Origin of the sequence: Micromonospora sp. NPDC051925, from assembly GCF_044548625.1 — a bacterium.
Lineage (GTDB): Bacteria > Actinomycetota > Actinomycetes > Mycobacteriales > Micromonosporaceae > Micromonospora.
This window is the reverse complement of record NZ_JBIUCH010000008.1, coordinates 196570-215620: the sequence shown is the minus strand read 5'-3', so window position 1 is coordinate 215620 and position 19051 is coordinate 196570. Positions and strand designations below refer to the sequence as shown.

23 protein-coding genes and 1 pseudogene are annotated in these 19051 nt (G+C 72.9%); 11 read left to right on the top strand and 13 right to left on the bottom strand.

Annotation, left to right across the window (positions count from 1 at the left end; translation table 11 throughout):
- Positions 1-130: 130 nt before the first annotated feature.
- The 5 genes from ACIG87_RS13295 to ACIG87_RS13275 form a co-directional block, all read right to left on the bottom strand.
- Complete coding sequence (locus ACIG87_RS13295) at positions 131-1156, bottom strand: aspartate-semialdehyde dehydrogenase (RefSeq protein WP_396850749.1); 1026 nt, start codon at positions 1154-1156, stop codon at positions 131-133.
- Positions 1157-1423: 267 nt separating this feature from the next.
- A complete protein-coding gene (locus tag ACIG87_RS13290; RefSeq protein ID WP_396850748.1) occupies positions 1424-2770 on the bottom strand; it encodes a M16 family metallopeptidase in 1347 nt (448 codons plus the stop codon).
- Positions 2767-4059, bottom strand: coding sequence for a M16 family metallopeptidase (locus tag ACIG87_RS13285; protein WP_396850747.1), 1293 nt, complete (start codon positions 4057-4059; stop codon positions 2767-2769). The genes ACIG87_RS13290 and ACIG87_RS13285 overlap by 4 nt, the downstream gene beginning before the upstream one ends.
- 110 nt (positions 4060-4169) lie before the next feature.
- Complete coding sequence (locus ACIG87_RS13280; protein ID WP_396850746.1) at positions 4170-4385, bottom strand: hypothetical protein; 216 nt, start codon at positions 4383-4385, stop codon at positions 4170-4172.
- A 220-nt stretch (positions 4386-4605) separates the two neighbouring features.
- Positions 4606-5760 (bottom strand): alkaline phosphatase PhoX, encoded by a 1155-nt coding sequence (locus ACIG87_RS13275; RefSeq protein WP_396850745.1) that lies wholly within the window; start codon positions 5758-5760, stop codon positions 4606-4608.
- 311 nt (positions 5761-6071) lie between these two features.
- Between ACIG87_RS13275 and ACIG87_RS13270 the strand changes: the two genes are divergently transcribed.
- Genes ACIG87_RS13270 through ACIG87_RS13260 form a run of 3 tightly spaced genes read left to right on the top strand, consistent with a single transcriptional unit; the run spans position 6072 to position 7677 of the window.
- Complete coding sequence (locus ACIG87_RS13270; protein WP_396850744.1) at positions 6072-7157, top strand: 3-deoxy-7-phosphoheptulonate synthase; 1086 nt, start codon at positions 6072-6074, stop codon at positions 7155-7157.
- Between the two features lie 37 nt (positions 7158-7194).
- The gene (locus ACIG87_RS13265) at positions 7195-7437 is read left to right on the top strand and encodes a hypothetical protein (protein ID WP_396850743.1); all 243 of its coding nucleotides are present in this window, start codon (positions 7195-7197) and stop codon (positions 7435-7437) included.
- Between the two features lie 30 nt (positions 7438-7467).
- On the top strand, positions 7468-7677 hold the full coding sequence (locus ACIG87_RS13260; RefSeq protein ID WP_396850742.1) for a hypothetical protein: 210 nt from the start codon (positions 7468-7470) through the stop codon (positions 7675-7677).
- A 72-nt stretch (positions 7678-7749) separates the two neighbouring features.
- Here ACIG87_RS13260 and ACIG87_RS13255 read toward each other — a convergent pair whose 3' ends face one another.
- The 3 genes from ACIG87_RS13255 to ACIG87_RS13245 all read right to left on the bottom strand — a co-directional run bounded on the left by ACIG87_RS13255 (position 7750) and on the right by ACIG87_RS13245 (position 9021).
- A complete protein-coding gene (locus tag ACIG87_RS13255; RefSeq protein ID WP_396850741.1) occupies positions 7750-8292 on the bottom strand; it encodes a DUF1360 domain-containing protein in 543 nt (180 codons plus the stop codon).
- A gap of 91 nt (positions 8293-8383) precedes the next feature.
- Entirely contained in the window at positions 8384-8701 is a 318-nt protein-coding gene (locus ACIG87_RS13250; protein WP_396850740.1) for a hypothetical protein, read from the bottom strand.
- Positions 8701-9021, bottom strand: a complete 321-nt coding sequence (locus ACIG87_RS13245; protein ID WP_396850739.1) for a DUF6158 family protein — start codon at positions 9019-9021, stop codon at positions 8701-8703. The genes ACIG87_RS13250 and ACIG87_RS13245 overlap by 1 nt, the downstream gene beginning before the upstream one ends.
- A gap of 128 nt (positions 9022-9149) precedes the next feature.
- Between ACIG87_RS13245 and ACIG87_RS13240 the strand changes: the two genes are divergently transcribed.
- Positions 9150-9581: a hypothetical protein gene (locus ACIG87_RS13240; RefSeq protein WP_396850738.1), complete on the top strand. Its 432-nt coding sequence runs from the start codon at positions 9150-9152 to the stop codon at positions 9579-9581.
- 24 nt (positions 9582-9605) lie between these two features.
- The gene (locus ACIG87_RS13235) at positions 9606-9932 is read left to right on the top strand and encodes a DUF3817 domain-containing protein (RefSeq protein ID WP_396850737.1); all 327 of its coding nucleotides are present in this window, start codon (positions 9606-9608) and stop codon (positions 9930-9932) included.
- A gap of 132 nt (positions 9933-10064) precedes the next feature.
- Here ACIG87_RS13235 and ACIG87_RS13230 read toward each other — a convergent pair whose 3' ends face one another.
- Positions 10065-10580: a DUF6232 family protein gene (locus ACIG87_RS13230; protein WP_396850736.1), complete on the bottom strand. Its 516-nt coding sequence runs from the start codon at positions 10578-10580 to the stop codon at positions 10065-10067.
- 484 nt (positions 10581-11064) lie between these two features.
- Between ACIG87_RS13230 and ACIG87_RS13225 the strand changes: the two genes are divergently transcribed.
- On the top strand, positions 11065-12054 hold the full coding sequence (locus ACIG87_RS13225; protein WP_396850735.1) for an NlpC/P60 family protein: 990 nt from the start codon (positions 11065-11067) through the stop codon (positions 12052-12054).
- Positions 12055-12183: 129 nt separating this feature from the next.
- Here ACIG87_RS13225 and ACIG87_RS13220 read toward each other — a convergent pair whose 3' ends face one another.
- From ACIG87_RS13220 to ACIG87_RS13205, 4 genes are all read right to left on the bottom strand, one after another.
- A complete protein-coding gene (locus ACIG87_RS13220; protein WP_396850836.1) occupies positions 12184-13173 on the bottom strand; it encodes an RNA polymerase sigma factor RpoD/SigA in 990 nt (329 codons plus the stop codon).
- Between the two features lie 451 nt (positions 13174-13624).
- The gene (locus tag ACIG87_RS13215; RefSeq protein ID WP_396850734.1) at positions 13625-14599 is read right to left on the bottom strand and encodes an N-acetylmuramic acid 6-phosphate etherase; all 975 of its coding nucleotides are present in this window, start codon (positions 14597-14599) and stop codon (positions 13625-13627) included.
- The gene (locus tag ACIG87_RS13210) at positions 14596-15510 is read right to left on the bottom strand and encodes a MurR/RpiR family transcriptional regulator (RefSeq protein ID WP_396850733.1); all 915 of its coding nucleotides are present in this window, start codon (positions 15508-15510) and stop codon (positions 14596-14598) included. The genes ACIG87_RS13215 and ACIG87_RS13210 overlap by 4 nt, the downstream gene beginning before the upstream one ends.
- A 151-nt stretch (positions 15511-15661) precedes the next feature.
- A complete protein-coding gene (locus ACIG87_RS13205) occupies positions 15662-16402 on the bottom strand; it encodes a dTMP kinase (RefSeq protein WP_396850732.1) in 741 nt (246 codons plus the stop codon).
- 154 nt (positions 16403-16556) lie between these two features.
- Between ACIG87_RS13205 and ACIG87_RS13200 the strand changes: the two genes are divergently transcribed.
- From ACIG87_RS13200 to ACIG87_RS13180, 5 genes and pseudogenes are all read left to right on the top strand, one after another.
- Positions 16557-17162, top strand: coding sequence for a nucleotidyltransferase family protein (locus tag ACIG87_RS13200; protein ID WP_396850731.1), 606 nt, complete (start codon positions 16557-16559; stop codon positions 17160-17162).
- Positions 17159-17425 carry a hypothetical protein gene (locus ACIG87_RS13195; RefSeq protein ID WP_396850730.1) on the top strand — a complete coding sequence of 89 codons (267 nt, stop codon included), beginning with the start codon at positions 17159-17161 and terminating at the stop codon, positions 17423-17425. The genes ACIG87_RS13200 and ACIG87_RS13195 overlap by 4 nt, the downstream gene beginning before the upstream one ends.
- A gap of 10 nt (positions 17426-17435) precedes the next feature.
- A pseudogene (locus tag ACIG87_RS13190) lies at positions 17436-18210 on the top strand (metallophosphoesterase).
- Positions 18201-18344 carry a GPGG-motif small membrane protein gene (locus ACIG87_RS13185; protein ID WP_007464364.1) on the top strand — a complete coding sequence of 48 codons (144 nt, stop codon included), beginning with the start codon at positions 18201-18203 and terminating at the stop codon, positions 18342-18344. The pseudogene ACIG87_RS13190 and the gene ACIG87_RS13185 overlap by 10 nt, the downstream one beginning before the upstream one ends.
- Before the next feature lie 169 nt (positions 18345-18513).
- On the top strand, positions 18514-19008 hold the full coding sequence (locus ACIG87_RS13180; protein ID WP_396850729.1) for a TspO/MBR family protein: 495 nt from the start codon (positions 18514-18516) through the stop codon (positions 19006-19008).
- Positions 19009-19051: the final 43 nt, after the last annotated feature.

The following is a 19051-nucleotide window of genomic DNA, read 5'->3' as shown; positions in this document are numbered from 1 at the left end:
TACACCGCGGTGCCGCCGTCATGGACGGAGGAGCCGGCCGGTCGGCGGAGACGGACGACAGCCAACGCCGTCCGGCGACGACGCTCAGCGCCGCTCGACGGCCACCGTCAACGCCGTCCGGTGGCTGCCGTCAGCGGCGCTCGGCGGCTACCAGCTCGGCGAGCTGCACCGCGTTCAGCGCGGCGCCCTTGCGCAGGTTGTCGTTCGAGCAGAACAGCGCCAGGCCGTGTTCGACGGTCTCGTCGGCGCGGATCCGGCCGACGAAGGTCGGGTCCTGACCGGCCGCCTCCAGCGGGGTCGGCACGTCCGACAGCGCCACGCCGGGCGCCCCGTCGAGCAGTTCCCGGGCCCGCTGCGGGGTGATCGGCCGGGCGAACCGGGCGTTGATCTGCAACGAGTGGCCGGTGAAGACGGGCACCCGTACGCAGGTGCCGGAGACCTTCAGCTCGGGGATCTCCAGGATCCTGCGGCTCTCGTTGCGCAGCTTCTGCTCCTCGTCGGTCTCGAACGAGCCGTCGTCGACGATCGAGCCGGCCAGCGGGAGCACGTTGAAGGCGATCGGCCGGGCGAAGGAACGGGGCGCGGGGAACTCGACGGCCGTCCCGTCGTGGGCGAGCGCGGCAGCGCCCTCGGCGACCTTGCGTACCTGCTCGTCGAGTTCGGCGACCCCGGCCAGGCCGGCGCCGGAGACCGCCTGGTAGGTGGCGACGACCAGGCTGACCAGCCCGGCCTCGTCGTGCAGGGGGCGCAGCACCGGCATCGCGGCCATCGTGGTGCAGTTCGGGTTGGCGATGATGCCCCTGGGCCGGTCGGCGATCGCGTGCGGGTTGACCTCGGCGACGACCAGCGGCACCTGCGGGTCCGTCCGGAACGCCGACGAGTTGTCGATGACCACCGCGCCGGTCGCGGCGACCCGGGGGGCCAGCTCCTTCGCGGTGCCCTTGCCTGCGGAGAAGAGCACGATGTCCAGCCCGGAGTAGTCGGCGGTCGCCGCGTCCTCGACCGTGACCTCGCCGTCCCGCCAGGGCAGGGTGCGCCCGGCCGACCGCGCCGAGGCGAACAACCGCACCTGCTCCGCCGGGAACTCGCGTTCCGCCAGCACCTGCCGCATGACGCCACCGACCTGGCCGGTGGCTCCCACAATGCCGATCCTCATGCCCGCGAGGCTACCCAGCCGCAGGCCGACGGCGGGAAGCCTTTCCCACCGCCCGGGGGCCGGACCGTCGGTCGGCCCGGCGACCGGACCGGCCGCCGGGCCGCAAACCACCCGACGGTACGCCCCGACAGCCCGGAAAATCGGCCGTGAGCAGGCCGTCCGGCCGCAGCATCCGCAGCGCCGCCCCGGCCCGACGGCAAGGGGCGGCGCGACCGGAATCACACCGCCCCGCCCCCGAAGCACCCCGCCCGGCCGGCACACGCACGGTCAACCGGCGTGGTCGGTCACCTCGCCGAGCCCGGAGGCGACCAGTTCGTCGCGGATCAGCGCCGCGTCGCCCTCGATGACGAGGGTGAGCGAATCCGGGTGCAGGTGGGTGGCGGCAGCCGCCGAGACCTGCGCCACGTCGGCGGCGAGCAGCGCCTCCCGCAGCTGGGCGTGGTAGTCGTCCGGCAGGTCGTGCACGACCAGGGTGGTCAACGCCGAGGCGATCGCCCGGGGGCTCTGCAACTCGACCGAGAGCTGCCCGGCCCGCCAGGAGCGGGCCACCGACAGCTCGTCCTCGGTCACCCCGCCGACCCGGGTACGGGTGATCTCGCCGACCGCCTCGACCAGGGCCGGCGCGGTCACCGCCGTCTGCACCCCGGAGCTGACCGCGAACCGGCCGAACCGGCGGGACGAGGCGAAGTCGCCCCGGATGCCGTACGTGTAGCCGCGTACCTCGCGGATCAGGTGGTTGAGCCGGGAGGTGAACGCCCCGCCCAGCACCGTGCCGGCGAGCGTCATCGGCACGTGGTCGGGGTGGGCGCGGTGCGGCGACGGGTGGCCCAGCCGCAGCGTGGACTGCACCGAGCCGGGCCGGTCCACCAGGATGATCCGCCGCCCGGCGGGCATCGGCACCTCGATCGGGCCGCCCCGCTCGACGGGACCGCCGCCGGTGCCGGCAAAGGCCGCCGCGCCCAGCGCGTCCAGGTCGAGCCGGTCCAGGTCACCGGCGACGATCAGGGTGCCGGGGCGGATGAACCATTCGGAGTGGAAGACGGTGACGTCCTCCACGTCCAGCCCGGCCACCGAGTCGGGGTCGCCGTACAGCGGGCGGCCCCAGCGGTTCTCCGCGCCGAACAGGTCGGCGCGCAGCACCGCGTCGGCGCGCGGGCCGGGGTTGGCCCAGTCCATCCGCAGCGCCGTCGCCTCGTCGTCACGGACCCGGCGTACGTCGTCCGGGTCGAGCCGGGGCGTACGCACCGCCTCGGCGAGCAGCTCCACCGCCGCGCCGAGGCGGTCCACCGGCACCTGGACGCTGACCTGGAAGCTGTCCCAGTCCAACCCGGTGGCCAGCTCGGTGCCGAGGCCCTCGACGGCCAACGCGAAGGTGGTGGCGTCCCGCTGCGCGGTGCCCTCCTCCAGCGCCTTGGCCAGCACCGCGCCGAGCCCTTCCTTGCCCACCGGCTCGCGGCCGGCGCCCGCGTCGAGCAGCAGGAGGGCGACGGCGAGGGTCTGTCCGGGCAGGTGCGCGGCGACCACCCGGCCACCGGCGACGTCCCGGCGGACCACCGTCGGGAACCGGTACGGGCGGGCGGTGCCCGGACCCGGACGGGCGGTGATCAGCGTCATGAGGTCTCCTCCGGCAGGTAGGTCAGGGTCACCCGGTCGGCGGGGACGAGGACGTCGGCGGCCAGCTCGGCGATCTGCGCGGCGGTCACCGACAGCCAGCCGGGCAGCCGGTCGCCGGTCTTCGCCGGGTCGCCGAACTGGGTGGCGTACCGGCCGAGCGCGTCGGCCCGGCCGTCCACCGTGGACATCTGCCGCCACCAGGCGGTGCTGAGCAGCGCCTTGGCCCGGTCCAGCTCGGCGGCGGTGACCGGCACGGTGGCGAGTTCGTCGACCACCTCGGCGACCCCGGCGGCGAGCCGTTCGGCGGTCACCCCGGGGCGGGCGGTGGCGGTGGCGATCACCGGTGCCGGGGCGTGCGCCAGGTCCACCCCGTACGCGCCGACCAGGTCCGGCTGGGCGAGCCGTTCGCCGTCGGCGAGCCGCTGGTAGAGCCGGCTGCCCCGGCCGCTGCCGAGCACCGTGGCGGCCACCGTGGCCACGTCGTAGCCGGTGCTGCCGAACGGGTGGGTGCGGTGCGCGACGTAGACCCGGGCGGCCGGCACCTCGGCGGTGACCGTCTCGACGGCGGGCCGGCCGGTGCCGGCGACGGTGTGCCCGTCCGGCGCGGCGGGGATGTCACCACGCGCCGGGATCGCCCCGAAGTACCGGTCGGCCAGCGCGAAGACCTCGGCGGCGGTGGCGTCACCGACCACGGTGAGCACGGCGTTGTCCGGCGCGTAGTACGTCTGGTGGAACGTCTGGAAGGTGGCCAGGTCGGCGGCGTTCAGGTCGGCCATCGAGCCGATCGTCGCATGGTGGTACGGGTGCCCCGGCGGGTAGAGCAGCGGGAGCAACCGCAGCCAGGCGTCGCCGTACGGGACGTTCTCGTAGCGCTGCCGACGCTCGTTCTTGACCACGTCCCGCTGGTTGTCCAGGGTCTGCTGGGTCAGCGCGGGGACCAGGCCGCCCATCCGGTCGGCCTCCAGCCACAGGGCCAGTTCCAGGTGTTCGGCCGGGACGGTCTCGAAGTAGTTCGTCCGGTCCGGGTTCGTGGTGGCGTTGAGCGAGCCGCCGGAGCCCTGGATCAGCTTCATGTGCTCGGTCTTGGCGACGTTGACCGAGCCCTCGAACATCAGGTGCTCGAAGAGGTGGGCGAAGCCGGTCTGTCCCGCCGGCTCGTGGCGGGAGCCCACGTCGTACCAGAGGTTGACCGCGACCGCCGGGGCGGTGCGGTCCTCGCTCACCACCACGCACAGGCCGTTGTCCAGTCGGGTCGTCTCGATGGGCCAGGGGTAACCGCTGTCGGGCATGCCCCGACGCTATCCGATCTCCGCGCCGCGATGGCGACGTGTCGCCGTCCGGACGGCGGTCGACCGGCGCGGCGGCGCAGGTGTGCACGTCGCCGACGCCGACGGGTGGCTCAGTCGGGGGGTTCGATCGGGGTGACGGTCTGCTCGGATGTCCGGTGCTCCAGCACCGTGCCGGGGGCGGCCTGCTGGTCGGCCGTGCGGAGATCCGACTCGGCGAGGATCGCCTCGGCCTGGGCCTGCGGGTCGTCGCTGCCGACCGCTGCCTCCTCGGGCAGCAGGTGGGCCCGGGACTCCACCCGTTCCTGGTCGCTCTGCTCGTGGGTCATGCGGATCCCGTTACCCCGTCGGCGTCCCCGCCACGCCACAAGATCGCCCACCGCCGACCGCCCACTCCTCGGAAGCCCACCCGGCCGGACCGCCACGCCAGGCCGGCGGAACCGGCCGGGTGGCCAGACCGCCAGGCCAGACCACAGGAACCGGCCGCCGGGCCAGACCGGCGGGCCAGACCGGCAGGCCAAGCCGGCACGCCAGGCTGGCAGGAACAGGTCAGCGGAACGGGCCGCGTACCTCGTAGGTGATGCCTCCGGCGGAGACACCGGACGTGCCGCGCTGGGACGAGAAGTAGAGCCGGCTGCCGTCCGGCGAGAACGCCGGTCCGGTGATCTCCGACGAGGACTGCCCGGTGATCCGCACGAACGGCGTGACCACCCCGCTCGGGGTGATCATGTTGATCTCCATGTCGCCGCCGTCCTCGGCGACGTAGAGGTCTCCGGAGCGGGTGCCGGTGATGTTGTCCACCCCGGTCAGCGGGGCGCTGCCGCCGGTCACCAGCGAGTCGTCGTACGCCAGCTCGATGCGCTGACCGACCACGTCGTACGCCCAGACCCGGTTGTCGCCCTTGGTGGTGAACCAGCAGGTGCCGTCGGCGTACCAGCAGCCCTCGCCGCCGTCGAACCTCTTCGCCCCGGAGACCTGCTTGCGGGTCGCCTTCGGCGAGCCGTCCGGGTCGGGGATCCGGGCCCAGCTCACCGGGCCGCTGGTGGCGGTGCCGGCGACCAGCACCTCCAGGGTGCCGGCGGAGAGGTCGCCCCAGACGGTCGGGCGGAACCGGTAGAAGCAGCCGTCGGACTCGTCCTCGGTCAGGTAGATCACCTGGCGCACCGGGTCGGCCGCCGCCGCCTCGTGCGTGAACCGGCCCAGCGCCGGTCGCTGCACCGCGTCGGTGCCGCCCTGCGGATAGGTCTCGTAGACGAAGCCCCGGCTGACCTCCTCGCAGGAGAGCCAGGTCCCCCACGGGGTCGCGCCACCGGCGCAGTTCTGGTTGGTGCCGGACAGGATCCGGTACGCCGAGGTGATCGTGCCGTCGGCGGCGAACCGCACCGCCGACGCGCCGCCGCTGAGCGGGATCTCCGAGTTGGAGACGTAGATCCAACCGGTGCCGGCGGGGAAGCAGGCCCCGCCGTCGGGGGCGTTGTGCCAGGTGTACGAGGTGCCCGGCACCACCTGCCGGGAGCGGGCGATCACCCGGCTGGTGAAGCCCGCGGGGAGTTGGAGGCCGTTGCCGTCGGCGGTGCCGAGCGGCCCGTACGGGCCGGTGCCGGGCTGGGCCGGGGCGGCCAGCGCGACGCCGGACCAGAGGCTGCCGGCGAAGGCGGCGGCCCCACCGGCGACGGTGGCGCGCAGGACGGTACGACGGTCCATCGGAACCTCCGGGGGATGCGATCGGTGCCGCCGAAGTTACCGACGGTCAGAGCGATGAAGGTGAACGTCAGACGAGGGTTGGCCGACGACCGGATGAGTCCTTCCCTCCGGTCGGGTACGCTTGTCGGCGTGACGCGTGCGTATCGATGGTTTAGCCAGCCGGCTGCGGAGCCGGTGACCTCACCATGAGCTGACGTCATCGCGTTTCGAGCCGGCCGGGCAGGATCCCTGAGTTCCTGCCCTTCTGTTTACGAGCAGCCGGCTCGACCCGGGCACCGGCACCGGGCACGGTCGGCGGAAGGAATCCCACCGTGACGACCCCGGACACCGGCGCGGTCATCGACCAACGGATCGATCGTGTCGTGCCGCTGACCACCCCCGCCCTGCTCCTGCACGAGCTGCCCCTGGACCCGCCGCTCGCCTCGGCCGTGCTGGCCGGCCGACGCGCGGTCGGCCGGGTGCTGGACCGCGCCGACGACCGCCTGCTGGTGGTGGTCGGGCCGTGCTCGGTGCACGACCCGGCGGCGGCCCTGGAGTACGCCCACCGGCTGCGCGAGGCCGCCGACCGGCACGCCGACGACCTGCTGGTGGTGATGCGGGTCTACTTCGAGAAGCCGCGCTCCACGGTCGGCTGGAAGGGCCTGATCAACGATCCGGCGTTGGACGGCTCCGGCGACGTGAACACCGGCCTGCGGACCGCCCGCGCGCTGCTGCGCGACGTGGTCGGGTTGGGGCTCCCGGTGGGCTGCGAGTTCCTCGACCCGATCACCCCGCAGTACATCGCCGACACGGTGGCCTGGGGCGCGATCGGCGCCCGGACGGTGGAGAGCCAGGTGCACCGGCAGCTCGCCTCCGGCCTGTCCATGCCGATCGGCATGAAGAACCGCCCGGACGGCAGCATCGCCACCGCCGTGGACGCGATCCGGGCCGCCGAGGTGCCGCACGTCTTCCCCGGCATCGACGTCTCCGGCACCCCGGCGATCATGCACACCCGGGGCAACGCCGACGGGCACCTGGTGCTGCGCGGCGGCGGGGGCCTGCCGAACTACGACGCCGGGTCGGTGGCCGGGGCGTTGGACCTGCTCCGGGCGGCCGGGCTGCCGGAGCGGCTGGTGGTCGACGCCAGCCACGCCAACAGCGGCAAGGACCACCGCAACCAGCCGAAGGTGGCCGCCGACGTGGCCGCCCAGCTCGCCGCCGGGCAGCGCGGCATCGTCGGCATCATGCTGGAGAGCTTCCTGCTGGAGGGCCGCCAGGACCTGGACCCGACCCGGGAGCTGACCTACGGCCGTTCGGTCACCGACGCCTGCATCGGGTGGGACACCACCACGGAGGTGCTGGAGCACCTCGGGGCCGCCGTCCGGGCCCGCCGGGCCACCCTGCCCACCCCGGCCTGACGGGTTTGACCGTTTCGGCCCCGGGTAGCAGGGCGGAGTGACCGACGACATACCCGTGACCGACGACGTGACCGTGGCCGGACAGCCGGACCTCCGACAGCTCGACGAGTTGCTCGACGAGATCTACCACGGCCAGGAACGGATCAGTCAGGCCGCCATCTACCGTGCGGCGGTCAGCGCGGACCTGCCGGCGGAGCTGCTCACCCGGATCGCCGCGCTCCCCGAGGGCGAGTACGCGGTGGACGAGGCGGCCGACCTGCTGGGCGGGTCGGCGGGCTGACCGGCCGTACGCCGGCGAGAGGAGATGGAGATGTCCGACCACGAGGAGCACCACGCGCAGATGCCGGCCCTCGGCCAACCCCCCGAGGGACAGGACACCCTGCCCGAGCCGGACTTCGCCAACGAGCACGACCGGACCGCGGTCGACCGCGACGTCGTCACCGACGCGGACGCCGACGAGCGGGAACCGGAGACGTCACGCGGCTGGGCCGGCGAGGACCACGGCACCACCCCCACCTGATCACCCACACCTGGTCAGCGATGACGGAAAGGGGCCGACGGACACGATCCGTCGGCCCCTTCCGCGTACGGGTCACTTCTCGTCGTGACGTCCGCCCTCGGCGGCCTGCTGGGCCATCGCGTACCCCATCTGGAGGAAGTCGGACGCGGCGACCGCGGTCAGCGCGGTCGCCACCAGCCGGGTCAGCCGGGGGGCCAGCACCAGGCCGCCGGTGAGTCCGGTGGCCACCCAGACGGCCAGGCAGAACGGGCAGCTGAGCAGCTCACCGATCGCGTGCCGGGTGGTGCTGCCCTGGTCCCGGACCTGCTCCATCACCTCACCGCTGCCGATCGGGTGGTCGTAGCGGGTGAACGGGGCCCGCAGCGGGCTGGTCACCGCGTCCTTGGAGAGCAGCCGGCTCAGCTTGTGGGTGGCGACGGCGAGCAGCACCACGTCGGCCGGGGCGGGCCGCTCGGGCACCGGCCGGCCGGTCGCCTTCACCAGCGCCGCGATGGACGCGGTCACCCCGGCGTAGGTGCCCATCGCCGCCAGGTAGCCGTCCAGCGGGCGATGCTCGTGCGGCGCGTACGCCTGGCGCAGCCGCGCCACCTTCTGCTTCAGGCCACCGTCGGTCACCGGATCTCCTCGTTCGTCGTACCCATCGGTTCGCGGTTCGCATCGGTTCGGCGGTCGCGTCAGGGAGCCGGTGGGTCAGGGAGCGGGTGGGTCAGCCCGCGGTCAGGTTCTCGGCGACCTCGCGTTCGAGGTTGACCAGGGATTCGTCGGCCAGCCCGGCGGCCGACCCGGCGGGCAGTTCCAGCCGGACCCGGGTGCCTCCGGCGTCGGCCGGCGCGACCCGCAGCTCGGCCGTGCCGTTCGGGCCGTCCCAGCGCGCCCGCAGCTCGTGGTCGGAGCGGGTGGTCGGGGCCGTGCCGTCGACCCGCAGCGTCTCGGGCAACCAGGAGTCGATCCGGTCGGGGTCGGTGGCGGTGCTGAACACCACCTCGGGCGGCGCGGACATGCCACGCTCGGCGAGCGTGCCCATCAGGCGTCCCGTAGCCGGTGCGGGTCCACCTCGCGGCCGGGGTGCCGGGCCAGGTACTCGGTCTCCAGTTCGGCGGTGCGCCGCAGGTGGTTGGCGAGCGCCGAGTCGGCGGCGTGCCGGAGTGTGTCGAGCCGGGTGCGGTGCAGGCTCTGCAACTCGCGGATCAGGTCGTCGTCGTCGAGGTCGGCCGGGTCCACCCCGAGCAGTTCGCCGTCGGTCTCGGAGACCACGGTGGCGGTGCGGTGGACGTGGTCGCCGTCCCACTCGGGTATCCGCTGTTCCGGACTGGCGTCGCCGGAGCGGTGTGCTGATTCGGTCATGTCGCCCCCTCGGGTTCGACTGGGCTGGTGTCTAGACGGATGCCCAGCCGGGGTGTCACCAAACCCTCCGACACCCCGGCTACGACGCCGCGTCGGAGACACCGGGCCGTCCCGGTACCCTCGACGGCATGAAGCGGCTCTGGACACCGGCGTGGATCGCCCGCCACGTGGCCCTGGTCGTCCTGGTGACGGGCTTTCTGGGGCTGGGCTGGTGGCAGATCAGCCGGGCCGCCGACGGCAACACGCTGAGCTGGGGCTACGCGGTGGAGTGGCCGATCTTCGCCGGCTTCGTGGTCTTCGTCTGGTGGCGTGAGGTCCGGCACACGCTGCGCGACCCGGGCGCGGCCCCGGGGCGGACCACCGTACCGGACGGGGTGGCCCCGGCCGGTGCCGCCACCGCACCGTCGACCACCCCGGCGGTACGCCGTCCGGTGCGGGTCGCCCGGGTGCCGGCCGCACCGGCCGACGGCGCGGACGACGCCGACCTGGCCGCGTACAACCGCTATCTGACCTGGTTGAACGCCAACCCGGGCGCGAGGCCCGGCGACTATCCCGGCTGAGGCCGGTCGGAAGGACGGACGACGGTGGGCGGAGCACTTACCCGGTACCGCGTGATCGCCTGGATCGTGGGCGTGGCGCTGGCCGTACTGGTGTTGATCGGCATGCCGCTGAAGTACGTGTTCGACGAGCCGATCGTGGTGGCGGTCGTCGGCACCGCGCACGGCTGGCTCTACATGCTCTATCTGGCCGCCACCTTCGACCTGGGGCGTCGGGTGCACTGGCCGCTGAAGCGGATGCTGCTGGTGATGCTCGCCGGCACGGTGCCGTTCGTGTCGTTCGTGGCGGAGCGCAAGGTGACCCGCGAGCTGTCCACCGCGCGTCCCCGCACCCCGGAGCCGGCCGTCCTCTGACGCCCGGCCCATCCTCTGACGGCCCGGCCGCCCTCTGAACTTCTGGCCCGCCCTCTGACGGCCCGGCCGGCCGGCGTGGCGTCGGCCGTGCGCCGTCGGTCGGCAGGGCGCTGCCGGGTCGACCGCCCGGCCTCAGCGGTCCGGCCGCCAGTAGGTGGCGGTGGGTGACGGGTCGTCGGCGTCGGCGTACCGGTGCTGCTCCCGGGCCTGCTGCAGGGCGTCGACCACCTGGTCGAGCTGCTCCCGGTCGTCGCTGCTGAACAACAGCAGCTCGGTGCCGTGGCAGTGGCCGTGCAGTTCGTGGGGCGGTGGCCGCCAGCGGTCCCCGAGCAGCACCAGCAGCACGGGTAGCAGGCACACCGCGCCCAGCGCCAGGTACGCCCCGGCGGTGAGCCGTTCCAGCCCGCCGGTGAAGCCGAGCAGCACGCCGGCCGTGCCCGCGCCGACGGCGGCGAGCGTGACGACCCGGGCCGCGAGCCGGTCGTGCGGCCCACGGCCGATCCGCAGGTGGGTGAGGTCGGCGACGGCGTAGCTGCTCCGGCCCGCGGTGAACCGTTCGGTGGTCACCACGATCCCGGGCCGGGCGTACAGCAGCGTGGTCGGTCGGGACCAGCGTGGCGGTCGGGTGCTGGCGTGGTCTGCCTGCACGGCGTCCTCCCAGGGGCCGACGGAGCCGGTTGTCCCACCGCGACGCCAACGTGCGTACGGCGGGATTCCCGGCCGGGGCTCCATTCTGTTGCCGGCACGCCCGGACCGCTTCCCGATTTCCGACAGATCCGGCGAGCACGACCTCCCTGCTTCGCCGGCATCTGACCACCATTTCGGTTTTATCCCTCCTTTCCCGTCCGATCCCCACCGGTATCCGCCTGGAACGACGAATCAGACCTTCCTCGCTAACCGTCCAGGACCCCGTCGGCAGGCCGTTCACCAGGCTCATCGGTGTCACCTGCCACAACGACACGCCGCACCGCTTCGTCAACATTCGCCGCGGCTTTGTCTGCGCGTCACTCCCGTCACGGGTTAGGTTGATCAGGCCGGCACGGTAAACGGCCGTCCGCCCGGACGGGCCCGGCCGGTGTCGCCGGGGGCGACAGCATCCCCCGGTGACCGGTGGGAGAGGAGTCTTCCGCTCTTGTCGTCCTTACGGATGCTGCTGCGCACTCTGGCGGTCGCCGGCCTGTCGGCCGCGCTGATCGCCCCGTCGGCACCGGTCCGGGCCGAGCCCTCGGTCGCCGAACTCACCGCCCGGATCGAACGGTCCTCGACGGAGCTGGAACGGATCGTCGAGTCGTACAACAAGCTCAACGAGGAGATCAAGACGAACCAGGCCACCGCGGCCGACCTGCACGCGAGGATCGGTCCGCTGGAGGCCCAGGCGGCCCAGAGCCGGGCCGCGGTGGGCCAGATCGCCGCCACCGCGTACAAGACCGGCGGGCTGCGTACGGCCGAGGCGATCCTCGACCCGGCCGGCGGTTCCCTGGTCGACCGGCTCGGCACCCTCGACCAGCTCACCCGGCAGCGCCAGCAGCAGATCGACGGGTACACCGCCGACCAGCGGGCGCTGCTGGACGAGAAGACCCGGCTCGACGCCACGCTGGCCCGGCAGGCCGCCCAGTCCCGGGCGGTCGCCAAGACGAAGAAGCGGATCGAGCAGGATCTGGCGAAGCTCTACGAGATGCGCCGGGCCGCGTACGGTCGGGCCACCGAGGCACCGGCGAAGAAGCCGGCCCGCTCCACCACGTCCACCACCCCCGCCGCCAACCCACCGGCCGCCTCCGGCAGCGCCGGCACCGCCGTGCAGTACGCGTACGGGGCGATCGGCAAGCCGTACGTCTGGGGAGCCGAGGGCCCCAACGGGTACGACTGCTCGGGCCTGACCCTCGCCGCCTGGCGGGCGGCCGGGAAGCGGCTGCCGCACAACGCGGCGATGCAGTGGAACGCCACCTCCCGGGTCAGCCGTAGCGCGCTACAGCCCGGCGACCTGGTCTTCTACTCGGGGCTGGGGCACGTCGCGCTCTACGTGGGCGACGGGCAGGTGATCGACGCGCCGAGCGCCGGTCGTAACGTCCTCAAGCGGAAGATGAACATGATGAGCATCGCCGGCTACGGCCGGGTCGACTGATCGGCAGCCGAACGGCGAACGGCCGGCGTCCCCCTACGGACGCCGGCCGTTCGCCGTCATTCCTACCAGCTCAGGCGGCCAATGGCCGCTCGGTGCCCGCCCAGGTCGGGCTTGATCGGCGGTGCCCGGTCAGGCCGCTTGGAGGCCCTCCGCGCGGGCCAGCTCGCGGAGCCGGCCGAGCGCCTGGATCTCCAGCTGACGAATCCGTTCCCGGGAGAGCGAGAAGCGCGACGCGACCTCGGTCAGCGAGTGCTCCCGCCCGTCCTCCAGGCCGTACCGGGCCCGCATGATGCCGGCGGACCGGTCGTCGAGGTGGTTGAGCAGGCCCTCGATGCGCTGCCGCTCCAACCCGGTGAGGACGATGTCCTCCGGTGACGGGGCGTCGCTGTCCGCGACCAGGTCGCCGAGGTTGGTGTCGCCGTCGTCCCCGACCGGGGTGTCCAGCGACACGGTGTCCTGCGACCAGCGGACCAGCTCGTTGACCCGCTCGACGGTGACGCCGAGGGAGGCCGCGATCTGCTCCGGCTCCGGGTCGCCACCCAGCTCGCGGGTGAGCTGCCGGGCCACGTTGCGCATCCGGTTGACGTCCTCGACCAGGTGCACGGGCAGCCGCACGGTGCGCTCCTGCTGGGCGATCGCCCGGCTGATCGCCTGCCGGATCCACCAGGTGGCGTAGGTGGAGAACTTGTAGCCGCGCTCGTAGTCGAACTTCTCGACCGCGCGCACCAGGCCGGTGTTGCCCTCCTGGATCAGATCCAGCATGGGCATCCCGGACCGGACGTACCGGCGGGCGATCGACACGACCAGCCGCAGGTTGGCCCGGATGAAGAGATCCTTCGCCCGCTCCCCCTCGACGACCAGCCGCTCCAGGTCGTCCCGGTCGAACCCGACGGGGACGCGGTCCTCGCCGAGCAGGTGCTCGGCGTAGAGCCCGGCCTCGATCGCCTTGGAGAGATCGACCTCCTTGGCGGCGTCCAGCAGTGGCGTCCGGGAGATCTCGTGAAGGTAGACGCCGACCAGGTCACGCTCCTCGGCGACCTCGTCGGTTCGCATGCCGATGTTCTTGTCCACGGTGTCCACGGTCCCCTCGCTCGCGCCGGTTGCCCGGTTCCTTGCCATCCCCACGTCCATCAGCCCTCCCCCGTAGCGCCGCACTGCCCGCCGGTGCTGACACCTGCACAACAGTCGAGACGGGTTGGGGATTCCATGTCGTGAGTCGAAAGTGTCACGAATGCCTGAGTACCAGCTGAAAGCCCGGTCCACGTTTGCTGTCAGCGGCCTTCGGAGCCACCGTCGGAACCCCCACGACCACCGCTGACGGGACGGGGGGTCGTCGTCCGTTTCCGGAGCGTCGCGTCATTGCGACACCCCGGCACACAGCGACCCTCGTCACCGCTCGGCTGCGATCCTGGTCACTGCCAGATACGGGCCGGTGGACCGGTTGGTTCATCCAGCGGTCCTGGATTACCCCACGCCCCGAACAACAATCCGTGGCGTGGCGGACGTCCCCCCGGCGCGGTGTTCTCCGTCACCCCCGGACGGCGGACCTCGGCACGCCACCGGGAGGAAGTCAGGAGGCGAGCAGGGCGATGGCACCGCGGACCTGGTGCGCGGCGCGGGCCAGCGCGGCCCGCGCCGCGTCGACCTCTACGCCGGAGAGCAGCGAGACGAGGGCGGTCTTCAGGTCTCCGTCGGCCTCGTGCAGGGCCCGCCGGGAGACCTCCTCGGAGCACCCGGTGGCCTCGATCAGGATGGAGATCATGCGGCCCCGCAGCTTGGCGTTGGTGGCGACCATGTCGATCATCAGGTTCGAGTAGACCCGCCCCAGACGCACCATCACCGCCGTCGAGAAGGTGTTCAGCACCAACTTCTGTGCGGTGCCCGCCTTCATCCGGGTCGAACCCGTCACCACCTCCGGGCCGGTGTCGACCCCGATGAACACGTCCACCTCGGCTGCGGCCCTGACCTCCGGATTGGCGCAGAGCAGCACCGTCGCGGCACCCCGGTCCCCGGCCGCACCGAGCGCCCCGAGGACGTACGGCGTGCGTCCGCTGGCCGCCAACCCGACGACCAGGTCCCCGGCGACGACGCACTCGGCAGCCTCGGCCGCGCCGCCGCGCAGGTCGTCCTCGGCGTCCTCCACGGCGTGCCACATCGCGTCCGGGCCGCCGGCCAGGTGGGCGCAGAACCAGCCGCCCGGGGAGTTGTAGGTGGGGGCCAGTTCGGCGGCGTCGATCACCCCGAGCCGGCCGGAGGTGCCGGCCCCGAAGTAGTGCACCCGGTGCCCGCCGCGCAGGGCGGTCACCGCCAGGTCGACAGTGACCGCGATCTCGTCCAGGACGGCGGCCACCGCCGCCGGCACCCGCCGGTCGGCGTCGTTGATGACGGTGAGCACGTCCCGGGTCGACATCAGGTCGAGGTCGGTGCTGTGCGGGTTGCGCCGCTCGGTGGGGGCACCGACGCGGACCACCGGGTGCAGGTCGACCACGCCCTCGCCGCCCCGCTGCTCCCCCACGCCGTCCGGCCCGACCGGGCCGGCGGTCACGAGCGCCTCCGGCTGCCGCCGACCCGGTGTGTTCGCACCGCCTCGGCGGTGACCTCGAGCGCCCGCCGGGCCCGGGTCCGGTTCCGGGCGGCCACTCCGACGAAGAGGCAGTCCACCACGGTGAGCTGGGCGAGCCGACTGGCCATCGCGCCCGCGCGGTAGGTCGTCTCGCGGGCGGCGGTGGTGAGGACGAAGTCGGCGACCTCGGTGATCGGTGACCGGGGGAAGTTGGTCAGCGCGACGGTGACCGCGCCTCGGGACCGGGCCTGTTCGAGCACCTCGATCACGTCCGAGGTGGTGCCGGTGTGCGAGATACCGATCGCCACGTCACCCCTGCCGAGCAGGGCGGCGGAGGTCAGCGCGGAGTGCACGTCCGGGAAGGAGAAGGCGATCCGGCCGATGCGGTGCAGCTTCTGCTGGAAGTCGGAGGCGACGAAGCCGCTGGCGCCGGCGCCGTAGACCTCGATCCGGCCGGCGGCGACGATCGCCTCGACGACCTGTTCGCAGACGGCCGGGTCGAGCTGCTCGGCGGTCTCCTCGACGGCGCGGGCGTCGTTGAAGGCGATGGTGGCGATGATCTGGGCCAGGTCGGCGCCGGGCGGGATGTCGCCGCCGACCACCCGGGCGTCCGGCGGCTCGACCCGGCGGGCGGCCTCGGCGGCGAGCCGGATGCGTAGCTGCGGATAGCCGTCCATGCCGACGGACCGGCAGAACCGGATGACCGTGGCCTCGGAGGTGTCGGCGGCGGTGGCGAGGTCGGTGATGGTCCGTCGGGCGGCGTCGGCCGGGTCGGCGACGACCAGCCGGGCGACCCGCTGCTCGGCGGGGGACAGCGACGGGAGCAGGCCACTGATGTGGACGATCAGTCCACCCGGCTCGTGACTCACAGAAATCTTCGGACTCTTCGCCACGGATGAAACTTACTTTCATGAGCCGCGAGCGTCAACCATGACCACGCGTATCCGACAGGAAGTATCCCCCCGGGGCCGGGGGGCGTTCCGGCACAGGCTCTCATTTCCGCAGCCTGACGCGCCTCCGCCGGTCCGGTGGAATCGGCTCGGTCTACGGTCGGGCCTGAGCCGCCACCGGCTCCCGGGCCCCGTCGTCGCCCTCCGGGGCGGACGGGCCGGTGTCGTCCGGCGGATTGTCGACCGCCGGCCCGGCCTCCTCCGGCGGCAGCCAGCGCGCCAGGTGCGCCCGGATCCGCCGGGACACCTCGTCCGGCCCGCCACCGGCGTCGACCACCACGAAGCCCGGGTACTCGGGCAGCGACCGGTAGGCCGCGTCGGCGGCGGTCAACCAGCCCATCGTCTCGTGGTCCTCGCCCCGCCGCTCGATCCGCCGGTACGCCTCGACCGGGTCGACCGCGAGCAGGAAGGTGACCTGCGGTGCGGGGAAGACCTTGTACCCGACCCGGGCCAGCCGCTCCCACCGCTGCCCGCCGTGCGCCCGGATGCTGGCGTACTGGCAGGCGGAGTAGCGGTCCATCACCGCGGTGCGACCGGTCACCAGGCAGCTCAGCAGCGCGGCGGCGATGGCCAGCCAGCGCAGTACCGACTCCACGGCGAGCATCCCGTTACGGCCCACCAGGAGCTGCGGGTCGGAGCGGCCGAACCGGTGGGCGACCCGGCCGAGCCAGCGCCGACCGCCCGCGTTCCGGTGGTAGGTGGCCGGTCGCCCGGCCGAGGTGAGCGCGGCGGCGAGGCGGTGCGCCTGGGTGGTCTTGCCCGAACCGTCGATGCCGATCAACGCGACGCGACGCAGTCGGGCCCCGCCGTCGGTCGCACGCCGTGATCTGGCCACCCTCCCCACGCTATCCGACCCACGCTTCTCCCTGCCCGGTTGATCCCCTGCCGGGCGTGATGACCGGATCGTCGCCCCGGCGCAGGTGTGGGTGGGCGGACAGCAGGGTACGCAACGTCATTTCCCACCGACCATCCATGACGGGAGAGACCATATGGCCGAGCGCGGGGACGTCAGCCTCCTGCACACCCTCAAGCGGGTCGCCGCCGTGCTCAAGCAGAACGAGATCCCCTTCGCGCTCGGCGGCAGCTTCGCCGTCTACGCGCACGGCGGCCACTCCAGCGAGCACGACGTGGATTTCCTGCTTCCCGAGGCGGACGTCGAACGGGCCCTCCAGGCACTGACCGACGAGGGCTTCACCGCCGAGCGCCCGCCGGAGGACTGGCTGGTCAAGGTCTACGACGACGGGCGGATGGTGGACCTGATCCACCGGCCGGTGGAGACCCCGGTGACCCACGAGACCCTCGCCGACACCGTGATCCGCCCGGTGGACGCCATCCACATGCCGGTGCTGTCGGCGACCCGGCTGATGGTGCACAAGCTGCTCAGCTTCTCCCAGCACTACTGCGACTTCGCCCGGGGCCTGCCGCTGGCCCGGTCGCTGCGCGAACAGATCGACTGGGAACGGGTACGGAAGGAGACCCAGCACTCCCCGTACGCCGAGGCGTTCCTGATGCTGCTGGACCGGCTCGACGTCGTCCCCTACGGGGGCACGCCGGTGCCGTACGCCCGCATCCCCGAGGAAAGGGAGATCCCGTGACCGAGCGCAGCGTCGGCCCGCCGGACGAGTACGTCGAGGCGGAGATCCAACGGCTACTCACCGAGGACCCGGACGTCGCCGAGCAGGGGATCACCGTGGTCCGCCGGGAGCGCGGCCTGGTCCTCACCGGCGAGGTGGAGAGCCCGCACCGGCGGGCGGAGATCCTGCGGCGGGTGGCCGAGCGGTTCCCGGACGAGGCGATCACCAGTGACATCGGGGTGATCCGCGCCCAGGCGCCGAGCCAGGTCGAGGAGTTGCCGTGAGGAGGACCCGATGATCCGGATCGCCGCTGTCGGCGACGTCCACCTGGACTCCGACGTGGTGGGCCGGTTCCGACCGGCCCTGGAGGAGCTGCCCGACTGCGCCGACGTGCTGCTGCTCGCCGGTGACCTGACCCGGCACGGCACCGAGTCCGAGGCCCGCTGCGTCGCACAGGAGTTCGGCGGCCTCGGGGTGCCGGTGATCACCGTGCTGGGCAACCACGACCACCAGTCCGACCAGGTGCCGCAGCTGGTGAACGTGCTGGAAGACGCCGGGATCACCGTGCTGGAGGGCACCGGCACCGTGGTGGAGTGCACCGCGGGTCGGCTCGGCGTGGCCGGGGTGAAGGGCTTCGGCGGCGGGTTCGCCGGCCGGTGCGCCAGCGACTTCGGCGAACCGGAGATGAAGTCCTTCGTCCGCACCACCAACGAGAGTTCGGCGGCGCTCGGGGAGGCGCTGCGCGGGTTGGACTGCGACCTGCTCGTCGCGCTGACCCACTACGCCCCGGTGCCGGACACGCTGGCCGGTGAGCCGCTGGAGATCTACCCGTTCCTCGGGTCGTACCAGCTCGGTCAGGCGATCGACTCGGCGCCGACGGCGCTCGCCCTGCACGGGCACGCGCACGCCGGCACCGAGCGCGGCACCACCCCCGGCGGCGTACGGGTGCGCAACGTCGCCCACCCGGTCATCAAACAGGCGTACAGCGTCTTCCACCTGGGAGATCAGATCGACTGAGAAGCAGGTTTTCGGGATCGGGCCGCCGGGTATCCAGCAGCCATGGAGCTGATTCTCTGGATTCTCGCAGTCGTACTCGTGGTCGCCGGCATCCTCGCGCTGTTCCGCCGGCAGATCCTGTGGGGCATCGTCCTCATCGTGGTCGGCCTCCTGGTCGGCCCGGGTGGTGTCAGCATCTTCAATTGACGCCGGTCCGCACCTGACCCGCCGGGGTCGTCGCCCCCGGGCCTCCGTCCTCCCAGACAGGAGCGCCCGGCGCCGACGACCCCGGCGTCATGCCGTCCGCCGGGCGACGTCGGGTTCGGTCGGCGGACGGCAGGGGTTTGCCACGGCGTACCGGGGAAACATCTCGACCATGGAGACAACCCGGAGCGACCGGCGGACCGGCACCGCGCGGACCCTGTGGGCGCTGCTCGGCTTCGGCGTGGCCGTCGCGGTCGCCGCCGCGATCGGCGGGCTGGGGGTGTCCGGCACCGCCGACGAGTACGCCGCGCTCCGGCAGCCGGGCTGGGCCCCGCCCTCCTGGCTGTTCGGCCCGGTCTGGACCCTGCTCTACGCGTTGATCGCGATCGCCGGCTGGTCGGTCTGGCGGCGGGCCGGCTTCGGTCCCGCGCTCTGGGCCTGGTCGCTCCAGTTGGTGCTGAACGCGATCTGGACCCCGCTCTTCTTCGGCGCCGGCCGCTACGGCCTGGCGTTCGCCGAGATCGTGCTGATGTGGCTGGCGATCGCCGTCACGGTGGCCGCCTTCTGGCGGATCTCCCGGCCGGCGGCGGCCCTGCTGCTGCCCTACTGGGCCTGGGTCACCTTCGCCGCCGCGCTGAACCTCTCCATCTGGCAGCTCAACAGCTGACCGGGTCACCGGGCCGGAGCAGCGCGGGCCCGGCCCGGTGACC

What these genes read in the sequence shown, in the direction of transcription:
- ACIG87_RS13295 (WP_396850749.1), bottom strand. Translation starts at nt 1,156, where the DNA reads ATGAGGATCGGCATTGTGGGAGCCACCGGCCAGGTCGGTGGCGTCATG.
- ACIG87_RS13290 (WP_396850748.1), bottom strand. Translation starts at nt 2,770, where the DNA reads ATGACGCTGATCACCGCCCGTCCGGGTCCGGGCACCGCCCGCCCGTAC.
- ACIG87_RS13285 (WP_396850747.1), bottom strand. Translation starts at nt 4,059, where the DNA reads ATGCCCGACAGCGGTTACCCCTGGCCCATCGAGACGACCCGACTGGAC.
- ACIG87_RS13280 (WP_396850746.1), bottom strand. Translation starts at nt 4,385, where the DNA reads ATGACCCACGAGCAGAGCGACCAGGAACGGGTGGAGTCCCGGGCCCAC.
- ACIG87_RS13275 (WP_396850745.1), bottom strand. Translation starts at nt 5,760, where the DNA reads ATGGACCGTCGTACCGTCCTGCGCGCCACCGTCGCCGGTGGGGCCGCC.
- ACIG87_RS13260 (WP_396850742.1), top strand. Translation starts at nt 7,468, where the DNA reads ATGTCCGACCACGAGGAGCACCACGCGCAGATGCCGGCCCTCGGCCAA.
- ACIG87_RS13250 (WP_396850740.1), bottom strand. Translation starts at nt 8,701, where the DNA reads ATGGGCACGCTCGCCGAGCGTGGCATGTCCGCGCCGCCCGAGGTGGTG.
- ACIG87_RS13245 (WP_396850739.1), bottom strand. Translation starts at nt 9,021, where the DNA reads ATGACCGAATCAGCACACCGCTCCGGCGACGCCAGTCCGGAACAGCGG.
- ACIG87_RS13240 (WP_396850738.1), top strand. Translation starts at nt 9,150, where the DNA reads ATGAAGCGGCTCTGGACACCGGCGTGGATCGCCCGCCACGTGGCCCTG.
- ACIG87_RS13220 (WP_396850836.1), bottom strand. Translation starts at nt 13,173, where the DNA reads ATGGCAAGGAACCGGGCAACCGGCGCGAGCGAGGGGACCGTGGACACC.
- ACIG87_RS13200 (WP_396850731.1), top strand. Translation starts at nt 16,557, where the DNA reads ATGGCCGAGCGCGGGGACGTCAGCCTCCTGCACACCCTCAAGCGGGTC.
- ACIG87_RS13185 (WP_007464364.1), top strand. Translation starts at nt 18,201, where the DNA reads ATGGAGCTGATTCTCTGGATTCTCGCAGTCGTACTCGTGGTCGCCGGC.
- ACIG87_RS13180 (WP_396850729.1), top strand. Translation starts at nt 18,514, where the DNA reads ATGGAGACAACCCGGAGCGACCGGCGGACCGGCACCGCGCGGACCCTG.